Origin of the sequence: Pseudomonas sp. XK-1 (assembly GCF_038069885.1) — a bacterium.
Taxonomy (GTDB): Bacteria; Pseudomonadota; Gammaproteobacteria; order Pseudomonadales; family Pseudomonadaceae; genus Aquipseudomonas.
In genome coordinates this window covers 141,337-159,383 of record NZ_JBBPES010000004.1, presented here as the reverse complement: position 1 = coordinate 159,383, position 18,047 = coordinate 141,337, and the positions used below count along the sequence as shown (strand labels likewise).

Here is an 18,047-nt window from a genome sequence, read left to right as displayed (position 1 = left end):
TATCTGAGAGTCCCTATCTTCCCGCCATATCGCAGTACCGAAGCCCTCGAAACTCTATAAGTTTCGGGGGCTTTTTCGTTTCAGGTATTGAGGGCAGCTGAAGTGCCCTGAGCAGGCTCAAGCCAGTCCACTTGAGCGGCTTAACATTGAGCGAGATCGCCAGGTACTGACGCGCTTAAATACAAATTCAAGATCCCGCCTTCCCTCCATTCGCTTCACCTCGTCCACTGTCGAAAATCGGCCCGAGCCTTAGCGCATCCAGCCGGCGCTCAGGCATCAAGCGGGCAGGGCATAGCGGGCCGCCAATCCGTTCGCAGCCACATCTGAGCCAAAGCCAGGCGCTAACAGCGTTTGCGATTATCGCGCACCAGTTCGATAATCGCCTGGCGCTGTCCCCTTGCCCTGGAGGCCCCATGAGCGAAAATCGTCCGCCGCTGTCCACCCTGGCACCGCCGCCCTATGTGTCGCCGGCCAAGCGTATCGAGGAGTTCACGGGCGATCCCAACTTTATGTCCTCCCTGGCCCGCGGCCTGGCGGTGATCAATGCCTTTCAGGAGCGCAAGCGCCACCTGACCATCGCGCAGATCAGCCACCGCACCGAGATCCCCCGCGCTGCTGTGCGCCGTTGCCTGTATACCCTGATGCAGTTGGGTTACGCGACCACCGACGGGCGCACCTATTCGCTGTTGCCCAAGGTGCTGACCCTGGGCCATGCCTATCTGTCTTCGACGCCTTTGGCGGTTTCGGCGCAGCCCTATCTGGACAGGATCAGCGAGCAGCTGCACGAGGCCTGCAACCTGGCCACCCTGGAAGGTGAGCAGGTGCTGTATATCGCCCGCTCGGCGATTCCGCAGCGGCTGATCTCGGTGGATTTGAGCGTCGGCAGTCGCCTGCCGGCCTACTGCACCTCCATGGGGCGGGTACTGCTCGCCGCGCTGGACGACGACAGCCTGCACGATTACCTCAATCACGCCGACCTGCAGGCCAAGACCAGCCGTACCCTGCATACCCCGGATGCGCTCTGGGAGTGCCTGCAGCAAGTGCGTGAGCAGGGCTGGTGTCTGGTCGATCAGGAGCTGGAGCAGGGCCTGCGCTCGCTGGCCGTGCCGGTATACGACTCAGCGGGCCATGTGCTGGCCGCGATGAACGTCAGCACCCACGCCGGCCGCGTGCCCGCCAGCGAGCTGGTGCAGCGCTTTCTGCCGATCATGCTCAATGCCAGCCGCGAGCTGAGCAGCCAGCTGTTCAAGCCGCTCTAAACCGCTGCCTGCGGCTGGTTGCAGCGGCTGCCGGGCGTGGAGGGGAATGCCATTAATGGTTCGATAATCGAACAGTAAGACGATTATCGGATTGTTTGCCGATGTCCCTCGGCCTACTGTTGACTCACTCGCCACCTGCAAGCGGTGGCACTGTCCAACCAGTGAGAGCAGCACCGATGGCCGAAATCATTTCCCTCGCCGAAGCCATACAGCGCTTCGTCAACGACGGCGACAGCATCGCCCTCGAAGGCTTTACCCACCTGATCCCGACGGCGGCGTCCCACGAACTTATCCGCCAGAGCAAGCGCGAGCTGACCCTGATCCGCATGACCCCCGACCTGGTCTATGACCTGCTGATCGGTGCCGGCTGCGCGAAGAAGCTGGTGTTCTCCTGGGGCGGCAACCCGGGTGTCGGTTCCCTCCATCGCCTGCGCGATGCGGTGGAGAAGGGCTGGCCGCAGCCGCTGGAAATCGAGGAACACAGCCACGCCGCCATGGCCAACGCCTATGTCGCGGGTGCCTCGGGCCTGCCATTCGCCGTGCTGCGCGGCTATCAGGGGTCGGACCTGGTCAAGGTCAACCCGCGAATCAAGTTCATCGATTGTCCCTTCACCGGCGAGAAGCTGGCGGCGGTGCCGAGCGTGCGCCCGGATGTCACCGTGATCCACGCGCAGAAGGCCGATCGCCAGGGCAACGTGCTGCTCTGGGGCATCCTCGGTGTGCAGAAGGAAGCGGCCCTGGCGGCCAAGCGCTGCATCGTTACCGTGGAAGAAATCGTCGACGACCTCAATGCGCCGATGAACGCCTGCGTATTGCCGAGCTGGGCGCTGACTGCGGTCTGCCAGGTGCCCGGCGGTGCCCATCCGTCCTACGCCCTCGGCTACTCCGAGCGTGACAACCGCTTCTATCAGGCCTGGGACCCGATTGCCCGCGACCGCGAAACCTTCAGCGCCTGGATCGACGAATACATCCGCGGCACCGCCGATTTCGCCGCGTTTCAAGAAAAACTGCGCCAGGCCAAACTGGCTGCCCAGCAGGAGACCAACTGATGAGCGCCTACAGCACCAATGAAATGATGACCGTGGCCGCCGCCCGCCGCCTGCAGAACGGCGCGGTGTGCTTCGTCGGCATCGGCCTGCCATCCAAGGCCGCCAACCTGGCGCGTCTGACTTCCTCGCCAGACGTGGTCCTGATCTACGAATCCGGCCCGATCGGGGCCAAGCCGACGGTGCTGCCGCTGTCCATCGGCGACGGCGAGCTGGCCGAAACCGCCGACACCGTGGTGCCCACCGGTGAGATTTTCCGCTATTGGCTGCAGGGCGGGCGTATCGACGTCGGCTTCCTCGGCGCGGCTCAAGTCGACAAGTACGGCAATATCAACACCACGGTGATCGGTGATTACCACCAGCCGAAAGTGCGCCTGCCCGGTGCCGGCGGCGCGCCGGAGATTGCCGGCAGCGCCAAGCAGGTGCTGATTATCCTCAAGCAATCGCACCGCACCTTTGTCGACAAGCTGGCCTTTATCACCTCGGTCGGCCATGGCGAGGGCGGCGATCACCGCAAGCAGCTGGGCCTGCCTGGCGCGGGGCCGGTGGGCATCATCACCGACCTGTGCATCATGGAGCCGGAAGCCGGCACCAACGAATTTATCGTCACCAGCCTGCATCCAGGCGTGACCCGCGAACAGGTGATCGAGGCCACCGGCTGGCAGATCCGCTTTGCCGACAGCCTGAGCGTCACCGCCGAGCCGACCGAGGTCGAACTCGCTGCCTTGCGCGCCCTGGAAGCCCGTACCGCAGCCGCCCACGGCCAGGCCGGGGGTGAGGAATGAGCCGCGAAGTCTTTATCTGCTACGCCGTGCGCACCGCCATCGGCCGCTTCGGTGGCGGCTTGGCTCCGGTGCGTGCCGATGACCTGGCGGCTGTGCCGCTGAAGGCGCTGATCGCGCGTAATCCGGGTCTGGATCTGACGGCGGTCGACGAAGTATTCATGGGCTGCGCCAACCAGGCCGGCGAAGACAACCGCAACGTCGCGCGCATGGCCCTGCTGCTGGCCGGCCTGCCGGACAGCGTGCCGGGGGTGACCTTGAATCGCCTTTGCGCTTCGGGCATGGACGCGATCGGCACGGCCTTTCGCGCCATCGCCAGCGGCGAGATGGAGCTGGCGATTGCCGGCGGCGTCGAGTCGATGTCGCGCGCGCCCTATGTCATGGGCAAGGCCGACAGCGCCTATGGGCGCAGCCAGAAGATCGAGGACACCACCATCGGCTGGCGCTTTATCAACCCGCTGATGAAGGCCGAATACGGCGTGGATGCCATGCCGCAGACCGCCGATAACGTCGCCGACCAGTTCAATATCAGCCGTGCCGACCAGGACGCCTTCGCCCTGCGCAGTCAGCAGCGCGCGGCAGCCGCCCAGGCCGCCGGTTTCTTCGCCGAAGAAATCGTCCCGGTGCTGATCAAGGGCAAGAAGGGCGACAGCGTGATCGATCAGGACGAACACCTGCGCCCGGACACCACCCTGGAAGCCCTGAGCAAACTCAAGCCGGTCAATGGCGCGGACAAAACCGTCACCGCCGGCAACGCCTCGGGGGTCAACGATGGTGCTGCGGCGCTGATCCTGGCCAGTGCCTGCGCGGTGAAAAAACACGGCCTGACGCCGCGGGCGCGGGTGCTGGGTATGGCCAGCGCCGGGGTAGCGCCGCGGATCATGGGCTATGGTCCGGTGCCGGCAGTGCGCAAGCTGTGTGAGCGGCTGGATCTGCAGGTCAACGATTTCGACGTGATCGAACTCAACGAAGCCTTCGCCGCCCAGGGGCTGGCGGTAACCCGCGACCTCGGCCTGGCCGACGACGCGGCCCAGGTCAACCCTAATGGCGGTGCCATCGCCCTCGGTCATCCGCTGGGTATGAGCGGCGCGCGCCTGGTGCTGACCGCCCTGCATCAGCTGGAAAAGTCCGGCGGCAAGCGCGGCCTGGCGACCATGTGTGTGGGCGTCGGTCAGGGCCTGGCGCTGGCCATCGAGCGGGTCTGAGCCCCTGCGGCGCACCTTGCTCCGTAGGGTGGCGCGGGGCCGCCTAGGCCGTGCGCACCGCAGGCTAACCTCGTTGTATCGACCATAGCTGGCCTTCACTATTGCATGTAGGGGCCCATGGCAGCGGGCTTTGCCGCTCGGACGCACGCGTCCTGGCCGAACATCGAGTTCCATTTATTTGTAGGAGTTTTCCCGTGCCTGTTGTCCACCTCGCCGATGGCGACCTGAATTACCAACTCGAAGGCCCGGCTGGCGCGCCGGTGCTGCTGCTGAGCAATTCCCTGGGCACCGACCTGGGCATGTGGAACACGCAGATGCCGGACTTTACCGAGCATTTCCGGGTGCTGCGTTACGACACCCGCGGCCACGGCCAGTCGCAGGTCAGTGATGGCTTTTACAGCATCGAGCAACTGGGCCGTGATGTGCTGGCCCTGCTTGATCATCTGGATATTGCCAAGGTGCACTTCTGTGGCCTGTCCATGGGTGGCCTGATTGGCCAGTGGCTGGGCATCCATGCCGGCGCGCGTCTGGACAAGCTGGTGCTGTGCAACACCGCGGCCAAGATTGCCAACGACGAGGTGTGGAACAGCCGTATCGACATGGTGCTGCAAGGCGGCCAGCAGGCCATGAGCGACCTGCGCGATGCATCCATTGCCCGCTGGTTCACCCCTGAATTCGCCGCGGCCGAGCCGGCCCAGGCCAACCGCATTACCGCGATGCTGGCAGCCACCTCGGCCCAGGGGTACGCCGGCAACTGCGCGGCGGTGCGCGATGCCGATTTTCGTCAGCAACTGAGTGCCATCAAGCAGCCGACCCTGATCGTCTGCGGCACGGCCGATGCGGTGACCACCCCCGAACACGGGCGCTTTATGCAGCAGCAGATCGCCGGCGCGCAGCTGGTCGAGTTGCATGCCGCGCACCTGTCCAATGTCGAGGCCGGCGAGGCTTTTACCGCCGCGTTGCTGGCCTTTCTGCAGCCCTGATTGCCACTGCCTTAACGCCAATCGACGACTTATCACCTCACCACACGCAATGGCTACCTGACCTCTCTACCAGCCTGAGCCGCCACTAAAGCGTTCGATTATCGCGCGCTGGGCGGCCGGGTCTGCCCGCAATCCGTGGGGGCTGTCGCATAATGATTTGGCTTCCAGCTTCGTGGCGCTACCCGGCCGAGGCCCGACGTATGGCCGTGGGCTACCATTGATCGTGTGCAGCTGCCACTTGCATGGCTCTGGTGTATTACTAGCGTTTTCGGTGCGACTACAACTATAAGAGTGCCTGCGTGATGGTGTTTCGTCTGTTGAACGACAAGAGTCGGATCTTCGCCGATGCGAGTCCGTACGAGGTGTCCGATTATGTGAACCAGCATGTGGGTTCGCATTGCATCCGTTTGCCGCAAAACGGCAGTGCCCAGGCCAGCCTGAGCCACCGCACCTTCGGCAATCTGGACCTGTGTCGGCTCAGCTATGGCGGCAGCGTGCGGGTCACCTCGCCGGCCCTGGAGACCATCTACCATCTGCAGGTGCTGCTCAGCGGTCATTGCCTGTGGAAGGGTAGGGGTAATCAGGAGCACTACTTCACCCCGGGCGAACTGCTGCTGATCAACCCCGACGATCAGGTCGACCTGACCTATTCGGACGACTGCGAGAAGTTCATCGTCAAACTGCCCGCCACCACCATCGCCAAGGTCTGCAGCGACAATCACTGGAGCGTGCCGAGCGAGGGCGTGCGCTTTGCCCCGCGGCACTATCTGGAACATATCGAGGGCTTCGGCAACCTCCTGGCGCTGGTCTGCGAGGAGGCGGAAAGCGCGCAGCCGCTGCCCCAGGTCACCGAGCAGTTCACCCGCATCATCGCCACCAAGCTGCTGGCCCAGGTGGCCAATAACGTCAGTCGCCTGCCCCAGGATGAGCATTCGCCATCGTTCGAGCGCATCCTGCAGTTTATCGAGGACAACCTGAAGCAGGACATCAGCCTGGAACAGCTGGCCGAGCTGGCGCGGATCAGCCCGCGCTCGCTCTACGGCATGTTCGACAAGCATGTGGGTACCACGCCCAAGCACTTTATCCGCCAGCGCAAGCTGGAGAAGATCCATGCCCAGCTCAGCGACCCGGGCGCACGGATTCGCAATGTCACCGAGGTGGCCCTGGACTATGGCTTCCTGCACTTGGGGCGCTTCTCGGAAAACTACAAGAACGCCTTCGGCGAGTTGCCCTCCGACACCCTGCGCCGGCGCTGCTAAGCCCGTCGCAGCCCCCATGGCGTAAGGCTTCGCGACGACTGCAGGGATGCAGGAGGTAGCGCGACGCAGGAGGCCGAAGCCAAGTACGCCCCACGTCCTGAACTTCCCTCCCGCGCCCGGTTTCCCGCTCATACCGTCTATCGGCTTTCGCTGCCCTGCAGAAAACGGATAGAGGTCGCGTACAAAGCGGATATTGTCGGACAGTTTTCAGCCGTAGCCTTAATTCCGTTGAAACAATAATAACGGAGCCATGGCGATGACCCTGCGACTCGATTACCTGAACGGCCTGCTGCAAGAAGATAAAGACAAGGGCATTTTCCGCTGCAAGCGCGAGATGTTCACCGACCCGCGGTTGTTCGACCTGGAGATGGAGCACATCTTCGAGGGCAACTGGTTGTACCTAGCCCATGAAAGCCAGATCCCCGAGAACAACGACTACTACACCACCCATATGGGGCGTCAGCCGATCTTTATCGCGCGCAACAAGGACGGTGTGCTCAATGCCTTTATCAACGCCTGCAGCCATCGCGGTGCCATGCTCTGCCGCTTCAAGAGCGGCAACAAGGCCACCTACACCTGCCCGTTCCACGGCTGGACCTTCAACAACTCGGGCAAGCTGCTCAAGGTCAAGGACCCCAAGGAAGCCGGCTATCCGCAGAGTTTCGATTGCGACGGCTCCCACGACCTGAAGAAGGTCGCGCGCTTCGAGTCCTACCGCGGCTTCCTGTTCGGCAGCCTGCGTGAAGATGTCGCGCCGCTGGCAGACTTCCTCGGCGAGTCGAAGAAGATCATCGACATGATCGTCGACCAGTCCGCCGATGGCCTGGAAGTGCTGCGCGGCTCCAGCACCTATGTGTTTGAGGGCAACTGGAAGCTGCAGGCCGAGAACGGTGCCGACGGCTACCACGTCACCGCCGTGCACTGGAACTACGCCGCCACCCAGCAGCAACGCAAGCTGAAAGAGGCGGGCGACGATATTCGCGCCATGAGCGCCGGCGGCTGGGGCAAGAAGGGCGGTGGTTTCTACTCCTTCGACAACGGCCACCTGCTGCTCTGGACCCGCTGGGACAACCCCGAGGATCGGCCGCTGTTCGCCGAGCGCGAGCGCCTGGCCGCCGAGTTTGGCGAAGCCCGCGCCGACTGGATGATCGGCAACTCGCGCAACCTGTGCCTGTACCCGAACCTGTATTTGATGGATCAGTTCGGCTCGCAACTGCGCATCGCCCGGCCGCTGTCGGTGGACAAGACCGAAGTGACCATCTACTGCATCGCGCCGAAAGGCGAGTGTGCCGAGGCCCGCGCGCGGCGTATCCGCCAGTACGAAGACTTCTTCAATGTCAGCGGCATGGCCACCCCGGACGATCTGGAAGAGTTCCGCGCCTGCCAGCAGGGCTTCGCCGGCCGCGCCATGGAGTGGAACGACATGTCCCGCGGCAGCGAGCACTGGGTTGACGGTGCCGACGAGTCGGCCAGGGAGATCGACCTGCATCCGCTGATGAGCGGCGTGCGCACCGAGGACGAAGGCCTGTTCGTGCTGCAGCACCACTACTGGCAGCAGCAGATGATCAAGGCGCTGCAAGAGCAGCAGGACCAGTTGATTCACGTGGAGGGCGCGTAAATGAGCCTGACTTATGAAGCCGTGCGCGACTTCCTCTACCGTGAGGCGCGCTACCTGGACGACAAGCAGTGGGACGAGTGGCTGGAGCTGTATGCCAGCGACGCAACCTTCTGGATGCCGGCCTGGGACGACCGCGATCAGCTGGTGGAAAACCCCCAGACCGAGATTTCGCTGATCTGGTACGGCAACCGCAGCGGCCTGGAAGACCGGGTGTTCCGCATCCGCACCGAGCGCTCCAGTGCGACCATTCCGGACACGCGCACCTCGCACAACATCAGCAATATCGAGATCGTCGAGCAGGCTGAGGGCCTGACCAAGGTGCGCTTCAACTGGCACACCATGAGCTTTCGCTACAAGGTCGTCGACCACTTCTACGGCACCAGCTTCTACACCCTTGATAGCTGCGGCGAGAACCCGCTGATCAAGGCCAAGAAGGTGGTGCTGAAGAACGACTACGTGCGCCAGGTCATCGACGTTTACCACATCTGAATCCGCTGCAGGGCTGCCGGCGGGAGGCGTTGCCTCCTGTCACGGGCCCGTGCATGCCGCAATCCGCCCGAACAGCTACAGCGAGGTGTGCCATGAGCCACAAGATCGCACTGAATTTTGAAGACGGGGTCACCCGTTTTATCGACGCCAAACTCGGCGAAACCGTGGCCGATGCCGCCTACCGCCAGGGTATCAATATCCCCCTGGATTGCCGCGACGGTGCCTGCGGGGCCTGCAAGTGTTTCGCCGAAGCCGGCCAATACGACCTCGGTGAGGACTATATCGACGACGCCCTCAGCGCAGCCGAGGCCGAACAGGGCTATGTGCTGACCTGCCAGATGCGTGCCGAGAGTGATTGCGTGGTCCGCGTGCCGGCCTCAAGCGACCTGTGCAAGACCCAGCAGGCCAGCTTCGAGGCGGCGATCAGCGCGGTGCGTCAGCTTTCCGATAGCACCATTGCTTTGTCGATCAAGGGTGAGGCGCTGAGCAAGCTGGCGTTTCTGCCGGGGCAGTACGTCAACCTCAAGGTACCCGGTAGCGAGCAGAGCCGCGCCTATTCGTTCAGCAGCCTGCAGAAGGACGGCGAGGTCAGCTTTCTGATTCGCAACGTACCGGGCGGCCTGATGAGCAGCTTCCTCACCAACCTGGCGAAAGCCGGCGACAGCATAAGCCTGGCCGGGCCGCTGGGCAGTTTCTACCTGCGCGAAATCAAGCGGCCGCTGTTGCTGCTGGCCGGCGGCACCGGCCTGGCCCCCTTCACCGCGATGCTGGAGAAGATTGCCGAGCAGGGCAGCGAACACCCGCTGCACCTGATCTACGGGGTGACCCACGATTTCGACCTGGTCGAGATGGACAAGCTGGAGGCCCTGGCCGCGCGTATCCCCAACTTCACCTACAGCGCGTGCGTGGCCAGCCCGGATAGCAGTTATCCGCACAAGGGCTACGTCACCCAGCACATCGCGCCCCAGCACCTCAACGACGGCGACGTGGATGTCTACCTGTGCGGCCCGCCGCCGATGGTCGAGGCGGTCAGCCAGTACATCCGCGAACAGGGCATCCAGCCGGCCAATTTCTATTACGAGAAGTTCGCCGCCAGCGCCTGAAACCTCGCCCTTGTAGGCGCGGACTTGTCCGCGAAGGTGTTGCAAGCATCGCGGGCAAGCCCGCTCCTACAGGTTGCAGGCGCGCCGCAAGCATTGATTGAGGTCGGAACTATGAAGATGCGTTTTCAAGAGAAAGTTGCCGTGATCACCGGTGCCGCCCAGGGCATCGGCCGGCGCGTGGCCGAGCGGCTGCTGGAGGAGGGCGCGCTCGTGGTGGCGGTGGATCGCTCCGAGCTGGTTTTCGAGCTGGCCGAGCATAAAGGTGTCCTCTGTCTGACTGCCGATCTTGAGCAGTTTGCCGAATGCCAGCGGGTAATGGCCGCCGCTATCGAGCGCTTTGGCCGCCTGGATATCCTGGTCAACAACGTCGGCGGCACCATCTGGGCCAAGCCGTTCGAGCATTACCAGGCCGATGAGATCGAGGCCGAGGTGCGCCGTTCGCTGTTCCCCACTCTGTGGTGCTGTCATGCCGCGCTGCCGCAGATGCTGACGCAGGGCAGTGGGGCCATCGTCAACGTTTCCTCCATTGCCACCCGTGGGGTCAACCGCGTGCCCTATGGCGCGGCCAAGGGCGGAGTCAACGCCCTGACCGCCTGCCTGGCCTTCGAGACCGCCGAGCGCGGCATCCGCGTCAACGCCACCGCCCCGGGCGGCACCGAAGCGCCGCGACGGCGCATCCCGCGCAACACGGCCGCGCAGAGCGAGCAGGAACAGCTCTGGTACCAGCAGATCGTCGATCAGACCCTCAGCAGTAGCCTGATGAAACGCTACGGCAGCATCGACGAGCAGGTTGGGGCGATTCTGTTTCTGGCCTCCGATGACGCCGCCTATATCACCGGCGTAACCCTGCCGGTGGGTGGCGGTGATCTGGGCTAGCAGCTTCGTAGGATGGGTGGGGCCGCCTAGGTCGGGCCGCGCAGGTTGAGCCGTAGGCGATACCCATCAAGCCGGGCGATGGGTATCGCTGTGCTCAACCCATCCTACCCAGCGCAAACAACGCAGTTCACAACAAAAAAAAAAGAGAGAACCCATGCCATGCGACAGATAGATGTTCACCAAATCATCGACAACGCGCGCTTCTCGCGCTTCCACTGGATGGTCATGGCGCTCTGCGCCTTGCTGTTGATCTTCGACGGTTACGACCTGTTTATTTACGGCGTGGTACTGCCGTCGATCATGCAGGAGTGGGGGCTGACCCCATTGCAGGCCGGCGCTCTGGGTAGCTATGCGCTGTTCGGCATGATGTTCGGCGCGCTGGCCTTCGGCACCCTGGCCGACAGGATCGGGCGCAAGAAGGGCATCGCCATCTGCTTTGCCCTGTTTTCCAGCGCCACCATCGTCAACGGTTTCGCCAGCAACCCCACCGAGTTCGGTATCTGCCGCTTTATCGCCGGTCTCGGCTGCGGCGGCCTGATGCCCAATGCCGTGGCACTGATGAACGAGTACGCGCCCAAGCGCCTGCGCAGCACCCTGGTGGCCATCATGTTCAGCGGCTACTCGGTGGGTGGCATGCTCGCCGCTGGTGTCGGCATCTATATGCTGCCGCGCTTCGGCTGGGAGGCGATGTTCTTCGCCGCCGCCGTACCCCTGCTGCTGTTGCCGCTGATTCTGTGGAAACTGCCGGAATCGGTGGGTTTTCTGGTGCGTCAGGGCCGTCATGAGCAGGCCCGCGAGATGCTGCAGAAGATCCAGCCGGGCCTGCACATCGACGCGGCCGACCAGCTGCATATGAGCGATAGCAAAGGCAAGGGCGTGGCGGTGTTCGAGCTGTTCCGTGACGGCCGCGCCTTGCGCACCTTGTGCCTGTGGCTGGCGTTCTTCTGCTGCCTGCTGATGGTCTACGCACTGAGCTCCTGGCTGCCCAAGCTGATGGCCAACGCCGGCTACAGCCTGGGGTCGAGCCTGTCGTTCCTCCTGGCGCTGAACTTCGGCGGCATGGCCGGTGCCATTCTCGGCGGCTGGCTGGGCGACCGCTTCAACCTGAGCAAAGTGATGGTGGCCTTCTTCGTTGCCGCCGCCGTGTCGATCAGCCTGCTGGGCTTCAAGAGCCCGACGCCGCTGCTGTACCTGCTGATCTTCGTCGCAGGTGCCACCACCATCGGCACACAGATTCTGTTGTACGCCGGGGCTGCGCAGCTCTATGGCCTGTCGATCCGCTCCACGGGCCTGGGCTGGGCCTCGGGCATCGGCCGCAACGGGGCCATCGTCGGCCCGCTGCTGGGCGGCGCGCTGATGGGCATCAACCTGCCGCTGCAACTGAACTTCCTGGCCTTCGCCGTACCCGGTGCCATCGCCGCCATCGCCATGACTGTGTTCGCCATCAGCGCCAAGCGCCGGCAGCACCCAGCCATGCTGCTGAGCGGTGCCAAGGCCTGAGCCTTTAGCCCTCACCCCGACCCCTCTCCCACAGGCGGGCGAGGGGGACTGACTGGAAGATTGAAATGAGCCAAACCCTGATCGAAAGCCTGTCGGCGATCATCGTCGACCTGCCGACCATCCGCCCGCACAAGCTGGCGATGCACACCATGCAGCAGCAGACCCTGGTGGTGATTCGCCTGCGTTGTGCCGACGGCATCGAAGGCCTTGGCGAAGCCACCACTATCGGTGGCCTGGCCTACGGCAACGAGAGTCCGGAGAGCATCAAGCAGAATATCGACAGCCACCTCGCGCCGCTGCTGATCGGTCAGGACGCGGCCAATATCAACGCCTGCATGCTGCGCCTGGACAAGGCCGCCAAGGGCAATACCTTCGCCAAGTCCGGGCTGGAAAGCGCGCTGCTGGATGCCCTGGGCAAGCGTCTCGGTCTGCCGGTCAGCGAACTGCTCGGCGGGCGGGTACGCGACAGCCTGGAAGTAGCCTGGACCCTGGCCAGCGGCGACACCGCCAAGGACATCGCCGAAGCCGAAGACATGCTGGGTCTGCGCCGTCACCGCATCTTCAAGCTGAAGATCGGCGCGGGTGAGGTCAGCCAGGACCTCAGGCACGTGATCGCGATCAAGCGCGCCCTGGGCGACAGTGCCAGCGTGCGGGTCGATGTCAATCAGGCCTGGGATGAGTCCGTGGCCCTGCGCGCCTGCCAGATGCTCGGCGACAACGGTATCGACCTGATCGAACAGCCGATTGCGCGGATCAACCGGGCAGGGCAGGTGCGTCTCAATCAGCGCAGCCCTGCGCCGATCATGGCCGACGAATCGATCGAAAGCGTCGAGGACGCCTTCAGCCTGGCCGCCGACGGCGCGGCGTCGGTGTTCGCCCTGAAGATCGCCAAGAACGGCGGCCCGCGCGCCGTGTTGCGCACCGCGGCGATCGCAGAAAGCGCCGGTATCGCCCTCTACGGCGGGACCATGCTGGAAGGCTCGATCGGCACCCTGGCCTCGGCCCACGCCTTCCTGACCCTGAACAAACTGACCTGGCACACCGAGCTGTTCGGCCCGCTGCTGCTGACCGAGGAAATCGTTCAGGAGGCACCGCAGTACCGCGACTTCCAGCTGCACGTGCCGCGTACTCCGGGCCTTGGCCTGACCCTGGACGAAGAGCGCCTGGCGTTCTTCCGCCGCCCCTGACCCAAGAGGAGAGCCCCATGCTGTTCCACGTAAAGATGACCGTAAAACTGCCGCCGGACATGGACCCGGCCAAGGCCGCCCAGCTCAAGGCGGACGAGAAGGAATTGGCCCAGCGCCTGATGCGCGAGGGCAAGTGGCGTCACCTGTGGCGCATTGCCGGGCACTACGCCAACTACAGCCTGTTCGACCTGGACAGCGTCGAGGCGCTGCACGACACCCTGCTGCAGCTGCCGCTGTTTCCCTACATGGATATCGAGATCGACGGCGTCTGCCGCCACCCCTCGTCGATCCGTGATGACGACCGTTGATTCGCCTTAAAACAAAAAACCGAGGAAACCATCATGACCGTTAAAGTTAGCCACACCGCCGAAATCCAGAACCTGTTCAACGAGGCCGCCGGCCTTAACAACGATCAGGGCAGCCCGCGGGTCAAGCAGATCATGCGGCGCATCATCAATGATGCGGCGAAGATCATCGAAGACCTGGAAATCACCGACGACGAATTCTGGTATGCGGTGGACTACCTCAACCGTCTGGGTGGGCGCAACGAAGCCGGCCTGCTGGTGCCGGGTCTGGGCCTGGAGCACTTCCTCGACGTGCTGCAGGACGCCAAGGATGCCCAGGCCGGCCTCACCGGCGGCACTCCGCGCACCATCGAAGGCCCGCTGTATGTCGCCGGCGCGCCGCTGGCCGAAGGCGAAGTACGGATGGACGATGGCAGCGAGCTGGATAAGGCCACCGTAATGTTCCTCGAAGGCGTGGTGCGCGACACCCAGGGCGCACCTGTGGCCGGTGCGGTGGTCGACCTGTGGCATGCCAACACCCAGGGCAACTACTCCTACTTCGATAAGAGCCAGAGCGACTACAACCTGCGCCGACGCATCGTCACCGATGCCGAGGGCCGCTATCGCGCCCGCAGCATTGTGCCTTGCGGTTATGGCTGCTCCCCGGATGGCCCGACCCAGGAATGCCTGAACCTGCTCGGCCGCCACGGCCAGCGCCCGGCGCATATCCACTTCTTTGTCTCCGCCCCGGGCCACCGCCACCTGACCACCCAGATCAACCTGGCCGGCGAGCAGTACCTGTGGGACGACTTCGCCTACGCCACCCGCGATGGCCTGGTCGGCGACATCAAGTTCGTCGAGGACGCCGCAGCCGCCCGTGACCGTGGCGTGCAAGGCAGCCGCTTCGCCGAACTGCAGTTCGACTTCCAGCTGCAGAAGGCCCCGGCCGCCCAGGCCGAACAGCGCAGCAAGCGTCCGCGCGCCCTGCAAGGGGCCTGACCACGCCGCGGTTCGCTTTGGCTCCCTCTCCCTCCGGGAGAGGGTTGGGGTGAGGGGCCGTAGGGGGCGCGGGGCCGCCTAGGCCGTGCGCACCGGGATCCTTCTGCAGGCGGCTTTTTGTAGGAGCGGTCCATGACCGCGATCGCGGGCATGAACTAGGCGTCCCCGCCGCTCCTACGGGGCCGCCTGCGCACCCTACGTTACAACGAGAGCGCTCCCCGAGGAGCGCCATCCATACCTTGCGAGGCCCTATGAAAGCCTTGATCAACGATTTCTCCCTGTCCGCCGTGGTGGCCGGTTTTATCGCCACGGTGATTTCCTATGCCGGCCCCCTGGTGATCATCTTTCAGGCGGCCGAGAGCGCGGGCATGTCGCATGCCGTGCTGTCGTCCTGGGTCTGGGCAATCTCCATCGGCAGCGCGGTGCTGGGTATCGTCCTCAGCCTGCGTTACCGCGTGCCGATCATCATCGCCTGGTCGGCTCCGGGCTCGGCGCTGCTGGTTTCGCTGCTGCCGCAGATCAGCCTGAACGAGGCGGTCGGTGCCTATATGGTTGCCAGCCTGATCATCTTCCTGGTCGGTATCAGCGGCACCTTCGACCGGCTTATCGGCAAGCTGCCCGCGGCGATTGCCGCCGGCATGCTGGCCGGCATCCTGTTCAGCTTCGGCACCGGGCTGTTCGTTTCACTGCAGACCAAGCCTTGGCTGGTGCTGGCGATGTTTGCCAGCTACCTGCTGGTCAAGCGTCTGTCGCCGCGCTATGCGGTGCTGGCGGTGCTGCTGGTCGGTTGCGGCATCGCCTTCGCCACCGGCGAGCTGCGCCAGGAGGCCCTAGTGATCGGCCTGGCCACGCCGGTGTGGATCAGCCCCGAATTCAGCCTGTCGGCCAGCCTGAATATCGCCTTGCCGCTGGTGATGGTGGCCCTCACCGGGCAGTTCGTGCCGGGTATGGCGGTGCTGCGCAATGCCGGTTACCAGACCCCGGCCAGCCCGATCATCGCCAGCAGCGCCCTGGGTTCGCTGTTGCTGGCCCCCTTCGCCTGTCACGGCCTCAACCTGGCGGCGATTACCGCGGCCATCTGCACCGGCCGCGAAGCCCACGAAGACCCGGCCCGGCGCTATGTCGCCGGGGTGGTCGGCGGTTTCGCCTACCTGCTGCTGGGGCTGTTCGGCGCGACCCTGGTGTCGCTGTTCAGCGCCTTTCCCAGAGAGCTGATCGCCGCCCTGGCCGGGCTGGCGCTGTTCGGCGCGATTGCCGCGGCGATGGCCAGCGCCATGGCCCAGCCGGATGACCGCGAAGCGGCGCTGATCACCTTTCTGGTGTCCGCCTCGGGCATGTCCTTTCTCGGCCTGTCGGCCGCCTTCTGGGGGCTGATGTTTGGCATCGCCGCCCATCTGCTGCTTGGCGTTCGGCGCAACAAAGCGCCCGTCACAGCGCCGCTGCATAGCGCCAATCTGGCCGAGAAGGAGGCGGTCGGTTAGCCCGCTCTGGCCCTCGAGCATTGCCGCCGCGCCAGGCCTGAGCTCGGCGCGGCGACAGTCACACCACCCACTTGCGTTGCCGGGTTTGTCCCCGGCAAGGGTGGCGCAACAGCCCACTTTCAATAACAACAATGAGCTAAACCATGACTCACTATCCGAATGTGAAGCCCGTCCTGCTGTCCGCTGTCCTGGCCCTGAGCCTGCCAGCCCTGGTCCAGGCGGGTGGTTTTATCGAAGACAGCAGCGCGACCTTGCAGGCGCGCAACTACTACTTCAGCCGCGATTTCTCCGATATCGTCGGGCCCAATAAACAGTCCAAGGCCGAGGAATGGGCCCAGGGTTTTATCCTCAACTTCAAGTCCGGCTACACCCCGGGTACCGTCGGTTTCGGCGTCGATGCCATCGGCCAGCTGGGGCTCAAGCTCGACAGCAGCGCGGATCGGGTCAACACCGGCCTGCTGCCGACCCGGGAAAGCGGCAAGGCCGCCGATGATTACAGCCGCCTGGGCGCGGCGCTGAAGGTCAGGCTGTCGAAGACCGAGCTGAAGATCGGCGAACTGCAGCCCAACCTGCCGGTGCTGACCTTCTCCGATATCCGCCTGCTGCCGCCGACCTTTCAGGGGGCCAGCATCATTTCCCAGGAAATCGACGGGCTGACCCTGCAGGCCGGCCAGCTGCGTTCCACCAGCCTGCGCAACGAGGCCGGCGACGACAGGATGCTGGCCATGCTCGGCCATCTGCCGCAACGCGCCGGCAGCAGCGAGCGCTTCAACTATGGCGGTGCCGACTATGCCTTCAACGCCAGCCGCACCTCGGTCGGGGCCTGGTACGCCCAGCTGCAGGATATCTACAACCAGCGGTTTGTCAGCCTCAAGCACAGCGAGCCGGTGGGCGACTGGGTGCTGGGGGCCAACCTGGGCTTCTACGACTCCAGCGAGGACGGTCAGCAGCTGATCGGCGCAATCGACAACCAGGCCCTGTTCTCTCTGCTGTCGGCCCGGCATGGCGGCCATACCTTCTACCTCGGCTACCAGGCGATATTCGGCGACAACGCCTTCCCGCGGGTATTCGCCAACGTCACGCCGCTGGGCAACGAGGTGCCGACCTTCGAGTTCGCCTCGGCCGACGAGCGCTCCTGGCAGCTGCGTTACGACTACGACTTCAGCGCCATGGGCGTGCCAGGGCTGGTCGCCGGGGTGCGTTATATCCAGGGCGACAACGTCGATGCCCAGGCCACCAGCCGGGGTGGCCCACGCTACGAGGGCAAGGACTTCGAGCGCGATCTGGATCTCGGCTACACGGTGCAGAGCGGTGCGCTCAAGGGCCTCGGCGTACGCCTGCGCAACGTCACGGCGCGCTCCAACTACCGCAGCGACATCGACGAGAATCGTCTGATAATCAACTACAGCTGGAATCTGCTCTAAGCCCTGGCCCTGCGCGCACCTAATGGGGCGCGCAGGAGCTGTTCGGCCGGCTATTTCGGCCAATTGTCCGGCCATTTCCCGGGGTCGCCGGCTTGTTTGATCTGAATCAACGGATGCGGCCATTTGCCATTATAAAAAGCACTCCTTTTCCAAGGGAGTTGGCTCGCATGAATGATTCCGGGCAGCAGGCGCGAATTCTCTGTAACGATCGGCAACTGGCCAGCACCCTGCGCGAGCTACTGGGCGCTGAGGCGGCGCAGCAGGTGCTATGCGAGGCCGGCGACTGCGGCGATGCGCCGTTCTGCCGTTGGCTGGGTGAAGCGCAGCTGGGTCAGTTGGGACGGGTGCAGGCGGCGCTGGCCGAGGTGGTGGATATCCTGCAAGGCACCCGACATGCCTTCAAATCCCGGGAAGTGGGGCGCGCGCGCCGACGTCTGAGTGAGCTGATGGCAGAATTGTCAGGCCCGTAATGATGCTGTAAACATGCCCTACAGTAGGTTCCGCCTCGGGCGGGAACCGGCTTTGCCGGGCAGGACACAGGGCCTGCAAGAC

Annotated in this window: 17 protein-coding genes; all 17 read left to right on the top strand. The window is 64.2% G+C overall.

Annotated elements, in window-relative coordinates:
* Positions 1 to 413: 413 nt before the first annotated feature.
* The 17 genes from WMW70_RS11705 to WMW70_RS11625 all read left to right on the top strand — a co-directional run bounded on the left by WMW70_RS11705 (position 414) and on the right by WMW70_RS11625 (position 17,965).
* Positions 414 to 1,259, top strand: coding sequence for an IclR family transcriptional regulator (locus WMW70_RS11705; protein WP_339463450.1), 846 nt, complete (start codon positions 414 to 416; stop codon positions 1,257 to 1,259).
* Positions 1,260 to 1,435: 176 nt separating this feature from the next.
* Positions 1,436 to 2,308, top strand: a complete 873-nt coding sequence (locus WMW70_RS11700; protein ID WP_341437684.1) for a CoA transferase subunit A — start codon at positions 1,436 to 1,438, stop codon at positions 2,306 to 2,308.
* Positions 2,308 to 3,090: a CoA-transferase subunit beta gene (locus tag WMW70_RS11695; RefSeq protein ID WP_341437683.1), complete on the top strand. Its 783-nt coding sequence runs from the start codon at positions 2,308 to 2,310 to the stop codon at positions 3,088 to 3,090. The genes WMW70_RS11700 and WMW70_RS11695 overlap by 1 nt, the downstream gene beginning before the upstream one ends.
* Positions 3,087 to 4,292 carry a 3-oxoadipyl-CoA thiolase gene (pcaF, locus tag WMW70_RS11690; protein WP_341437682.1) on the top strand — a complete coding sequence of 402 codons (1,206 nt, stop codon included), beginning with the start codon at positions 3,087 to 3,089 and terminating at the stop codon, positions 4,290 to 4,292. Before WMW70_RS11695 ends, pcaF begins: the two co-directional genes overlap by 4 nt.
* 194 nt (positions 4,293 to 4,486) lie before the next feature.
* Positions 4,487 to 5,275, top strand: coding sequence for a 3-oxoadipate enol-lactonase (pcaD, locus tag WMW70_RS11685; RefSeq protein WP_341437681.1), 789 nt, complete (start codon positions 4,487 to 4,489; stop codon positions 5,273 to 5,275).
* Between the two features lie 302 nt (positions 5,276 to 5,577).
* Entirely contained in the window at positions 5,578 to 6,534 is a 957-nt protein-coding gene (locus tag WMW70_RS11680; RefSeq protein WP_445942144.1) for an AraC family transcriptional regulator, read from the top strand.
* A 256-nt stretch (positions 6,535 to 6,790) separates the two neighbouring features.
* A complete protein-coding gene (gene benA / locus WMW70_RS11675) occupies positions 6,791 to 8,152 on the top strand; it encodes a benzoate 1,2-dioxygenase large subunit (RefSeq protein WP_341437680.1) in 1,362 nt (453 codons plus the stop codon).
* On the top strand, positions 8,153 to 8,641 hold the full coding sequence (gene benB / locus WMW70_RS11670; RefSeq protein ID WP_341437679.1) for a benzoate 1,2-dioxygenase small subunit: 489 nt from the start codon (positions 8,153 to 8,155) through the stop codon (positions 8,639 to 8,641).
* A gap of 92 nt (positions 8,642 to 8,733) precedes the next feature.
* Entirely contained in the window at positions 8,734 to 9,744 is a 1,011-nt protein-coding gene (gene benC / locus WMW70_RS11665) for a benzoate 1,2-dioxygenase electron transfer component BenC (protein WP_341437678.1), read from the top strand.
* A 111-nt stretch (positions 9,745 to 9,855) separates the two neighbouring features.
* Positions 9,856 to 10,620 carry a 1,6-dihydroxycyclohexa-2,4-diene-1-carboxylate dehydrogenase gene (locus tag WMW70_RS11660; protein ID WP_341437677.1) on the top strand — a complete coding sequence of 255 codons (765 nt, stop codon included), beginning with the start codon at positions 9,856 to 9,858 and terminating at the stop codon, positions 10,618 to 10,620.
* Positions 10,621 to 10,779: 159 nt separating this feature from the next.
* Positions 10,780 to 12,120 carry an MFS transporter gene (locus WMW70_RS11655; protein WP_341437676.1) on the top strand — a complete coding sequence of 447 codons (1,341 nt, stop codon included), beginning with the start codon at positions 10,780 to 10,782 and terminating at the stop codon, positions 12,118 to 12,120.
* A 65-nt stretch (positions 12,121 to 12,185) separates the two neighbouring features.
* Positions 12,186 to 13,307 (top strand): muconate cycloisomerase family protein, encoded by a 1,122-nt coding sequence (locus WMW70_RS11650; RefSeq protein ID WP_341437675.1) that lies wholly within the window; start codon positions 12,186 to 12,188, stop codon positions 13,305 to 13,307.
* Positions 13,308 to 13,324: 17 nt separating this feature from the next.
* Positions 13,325 to 13,615 (top strand): muconolactone Delta-isomerase, encoded by a 291-nt coding sequence (gene catC, locus WMW70_RS11645; protein WP_341437674.1) that lies wholly within the window; start codon positions 13,325 to 13,327, stop codon positions 13,613 to 13,615.
* Positions 13,616 to 13,648: 33 nt separating this feature from the next.
* Positions 13,649 to 14,590, top strand: coding sequence for a catechol 1,2-dioxygenase (gene catA / locus WMW70_RS11640; protein WP_341437673.1), 942 nt, complete (start codon positions 13,649 to 13,651; stop codon positions 14,588 to 14,590).
* A 251-nt stretch (positions 14,591 to 14,841) separates the two neighbouring features.
* Positions 14,842 to 16,071 (top strand): benzoate/H(+) symporter BenE family transporter, encoded by a 1,230-nt coding sequence (locus WMW70_RS11635; protein WP_341437672.1) that lies wholly within the window; start codon positions 14,842 to 14,844, stop codon positions 16,069 to 16,071.
* A gap of 143 nt (positions 16,072 to 16,214) precedes the next feature.
* Complete coding sequence (locus tag WMW70_RS11630) at positions 16,215 to 17,495, top strand: OprD family porin (protein WP_341437671.1); 1,281 nt, start codon at positions 16,215 to 16,217, stop codon at positions 17,493 to 17,495.
* 167 nt (positions 17,496 to 17,662) lie between these two features.
* The gene (locus tag WMW70_RS11625; protein WP_341437670.1) at positions 17,663 to 17,965 is read left to right on the top strand and encodes a hypothetical protein; all 303 of its coding nucleotides are present in this window, start codon (positions 17,663 to 17,665) and stop codon (positions 17,963 to 17,965) included.
* The last annotated feature ends 82 nt before the right edge of the window (positions 17,966 to 18,047 follow it).

What these genes read in the sequence shown, in the direction of transcription:
- WMW70_RS11655 (WP_341437676.1), top strand. Translation starts at nt 10,780, where the DNA reads ATGCGACAGATAGATGTTCACCAAATCATCGACAACGCGCGCTTCTCG.
- benC (WP_341437678.1), top strand. Translation starts at nt 8,734, where the DNA reads ATGAGCCACAAGATCGCACTGAATTTTGAAGACGGGGTCACCCGTTTT.
- WMW70_RS11630 (WP_341437671.1), top strand. Translation starts at nt 16,215, where the DNA reads ATGACTCACTATCCGAATGTGAAGCCCGTCCTGCTGTCCGCTGTCCTG.
- WMW70_RS11625 (WP_341437670.1), top strand. Translation starts at nt 17,663, where the DNA reads ATGAATGATTCCGGGCAGCAGGCGCGAATTCTCTGTAACGATCGGCAA.
- pcaF (WP_341437682.1), top strand. Translation starts at nt 3,087, where the DNA reads ATGAGCCGCGAAGTCTTTATCTGCTACGCCGTGCGCACCGCCATCGGC.
- WMW70_RS11660 (WP_341437677.1), top strand. Translation starts at nt 9,856, where the DNA reads ATGAAGATGCGTTTTCAAGAGAAAGTTGCCGTGATCACCGGTGCCGCC.
- WMW70_RS11700 (WP_341437684.1), top strand. Translation starts at nt 1,436, where the DNA reads ATGGCCGAAATCATTTCCCTCGCCGAAGCCATACAGCGCTTCGTCAAC.
- benA (WP_341437680.1), top strand. Translation starts at nt 6,791, where the DNA reads ATGACCCTGCGACTCGATTACCTGAACGGCCTGCTGCAAGAAGATAAA.
- WMW70_RS11705 (WP_339463450.1), top strand. Translation starts at nt 414, where the DNA reads ATGAGCGAAAATCGTCCGCCGCTGTCCACCCTGGCACCGCCGCCCTAT.
- catA (WP_341437673.1), top strand. Translation starts at nt 13,649, where the DNA reads ATGACCGTTAAAGTTAGCCACACCGCCGAAATCCAGAACCTGTTCAAC.
- WMW70_RS11695 (WP_341437683.1), top strand. Translation starts at nt 2,308, where the DNA reads ATGAGCGCCTACAGCACCAATGAAATGATGACCGTGGCCGCCGCCCGC.
- WMW70_RS11650 (WP_341437675.1), top strand. Translation starts at nt 12,186, where the DNA reads ATGAGCCAAACCCTGATCGAAAGCCTGTCGGCGATCATCGTCGACCTG.
- catC (WP_341437674.1), top strand. Translation starts at nt 13,325, where the DNA reads ATGCTGTTCCACGTAAAGATGACCGTAAAACTGCCGCCGGACATGGAC.
- WMW70_RS11680 (WP_445942144.1), top strand. Translation starts at nt 5,578, where the DNA reads ATGGTGTTTCGTCTGTTGAACGACAAGAGTCGGATCTTCGCCGATGCG.
- benB (WP_341437679.1), top strand. Translation starts at nt 8,153, where the DNA reads ATGAGCCTGACTTATGAAGCCGTGCGCGACTTCCTCTACCGTGAGGCG.
- WMW70_RS11635 (WP_341437672.1), top strand. Translation starts at nt 14,842, where the DNA reads ATGAAAGCCTTGATCAACGATTTCTCCCTGTCCGCCGTGGTGGCCGGT.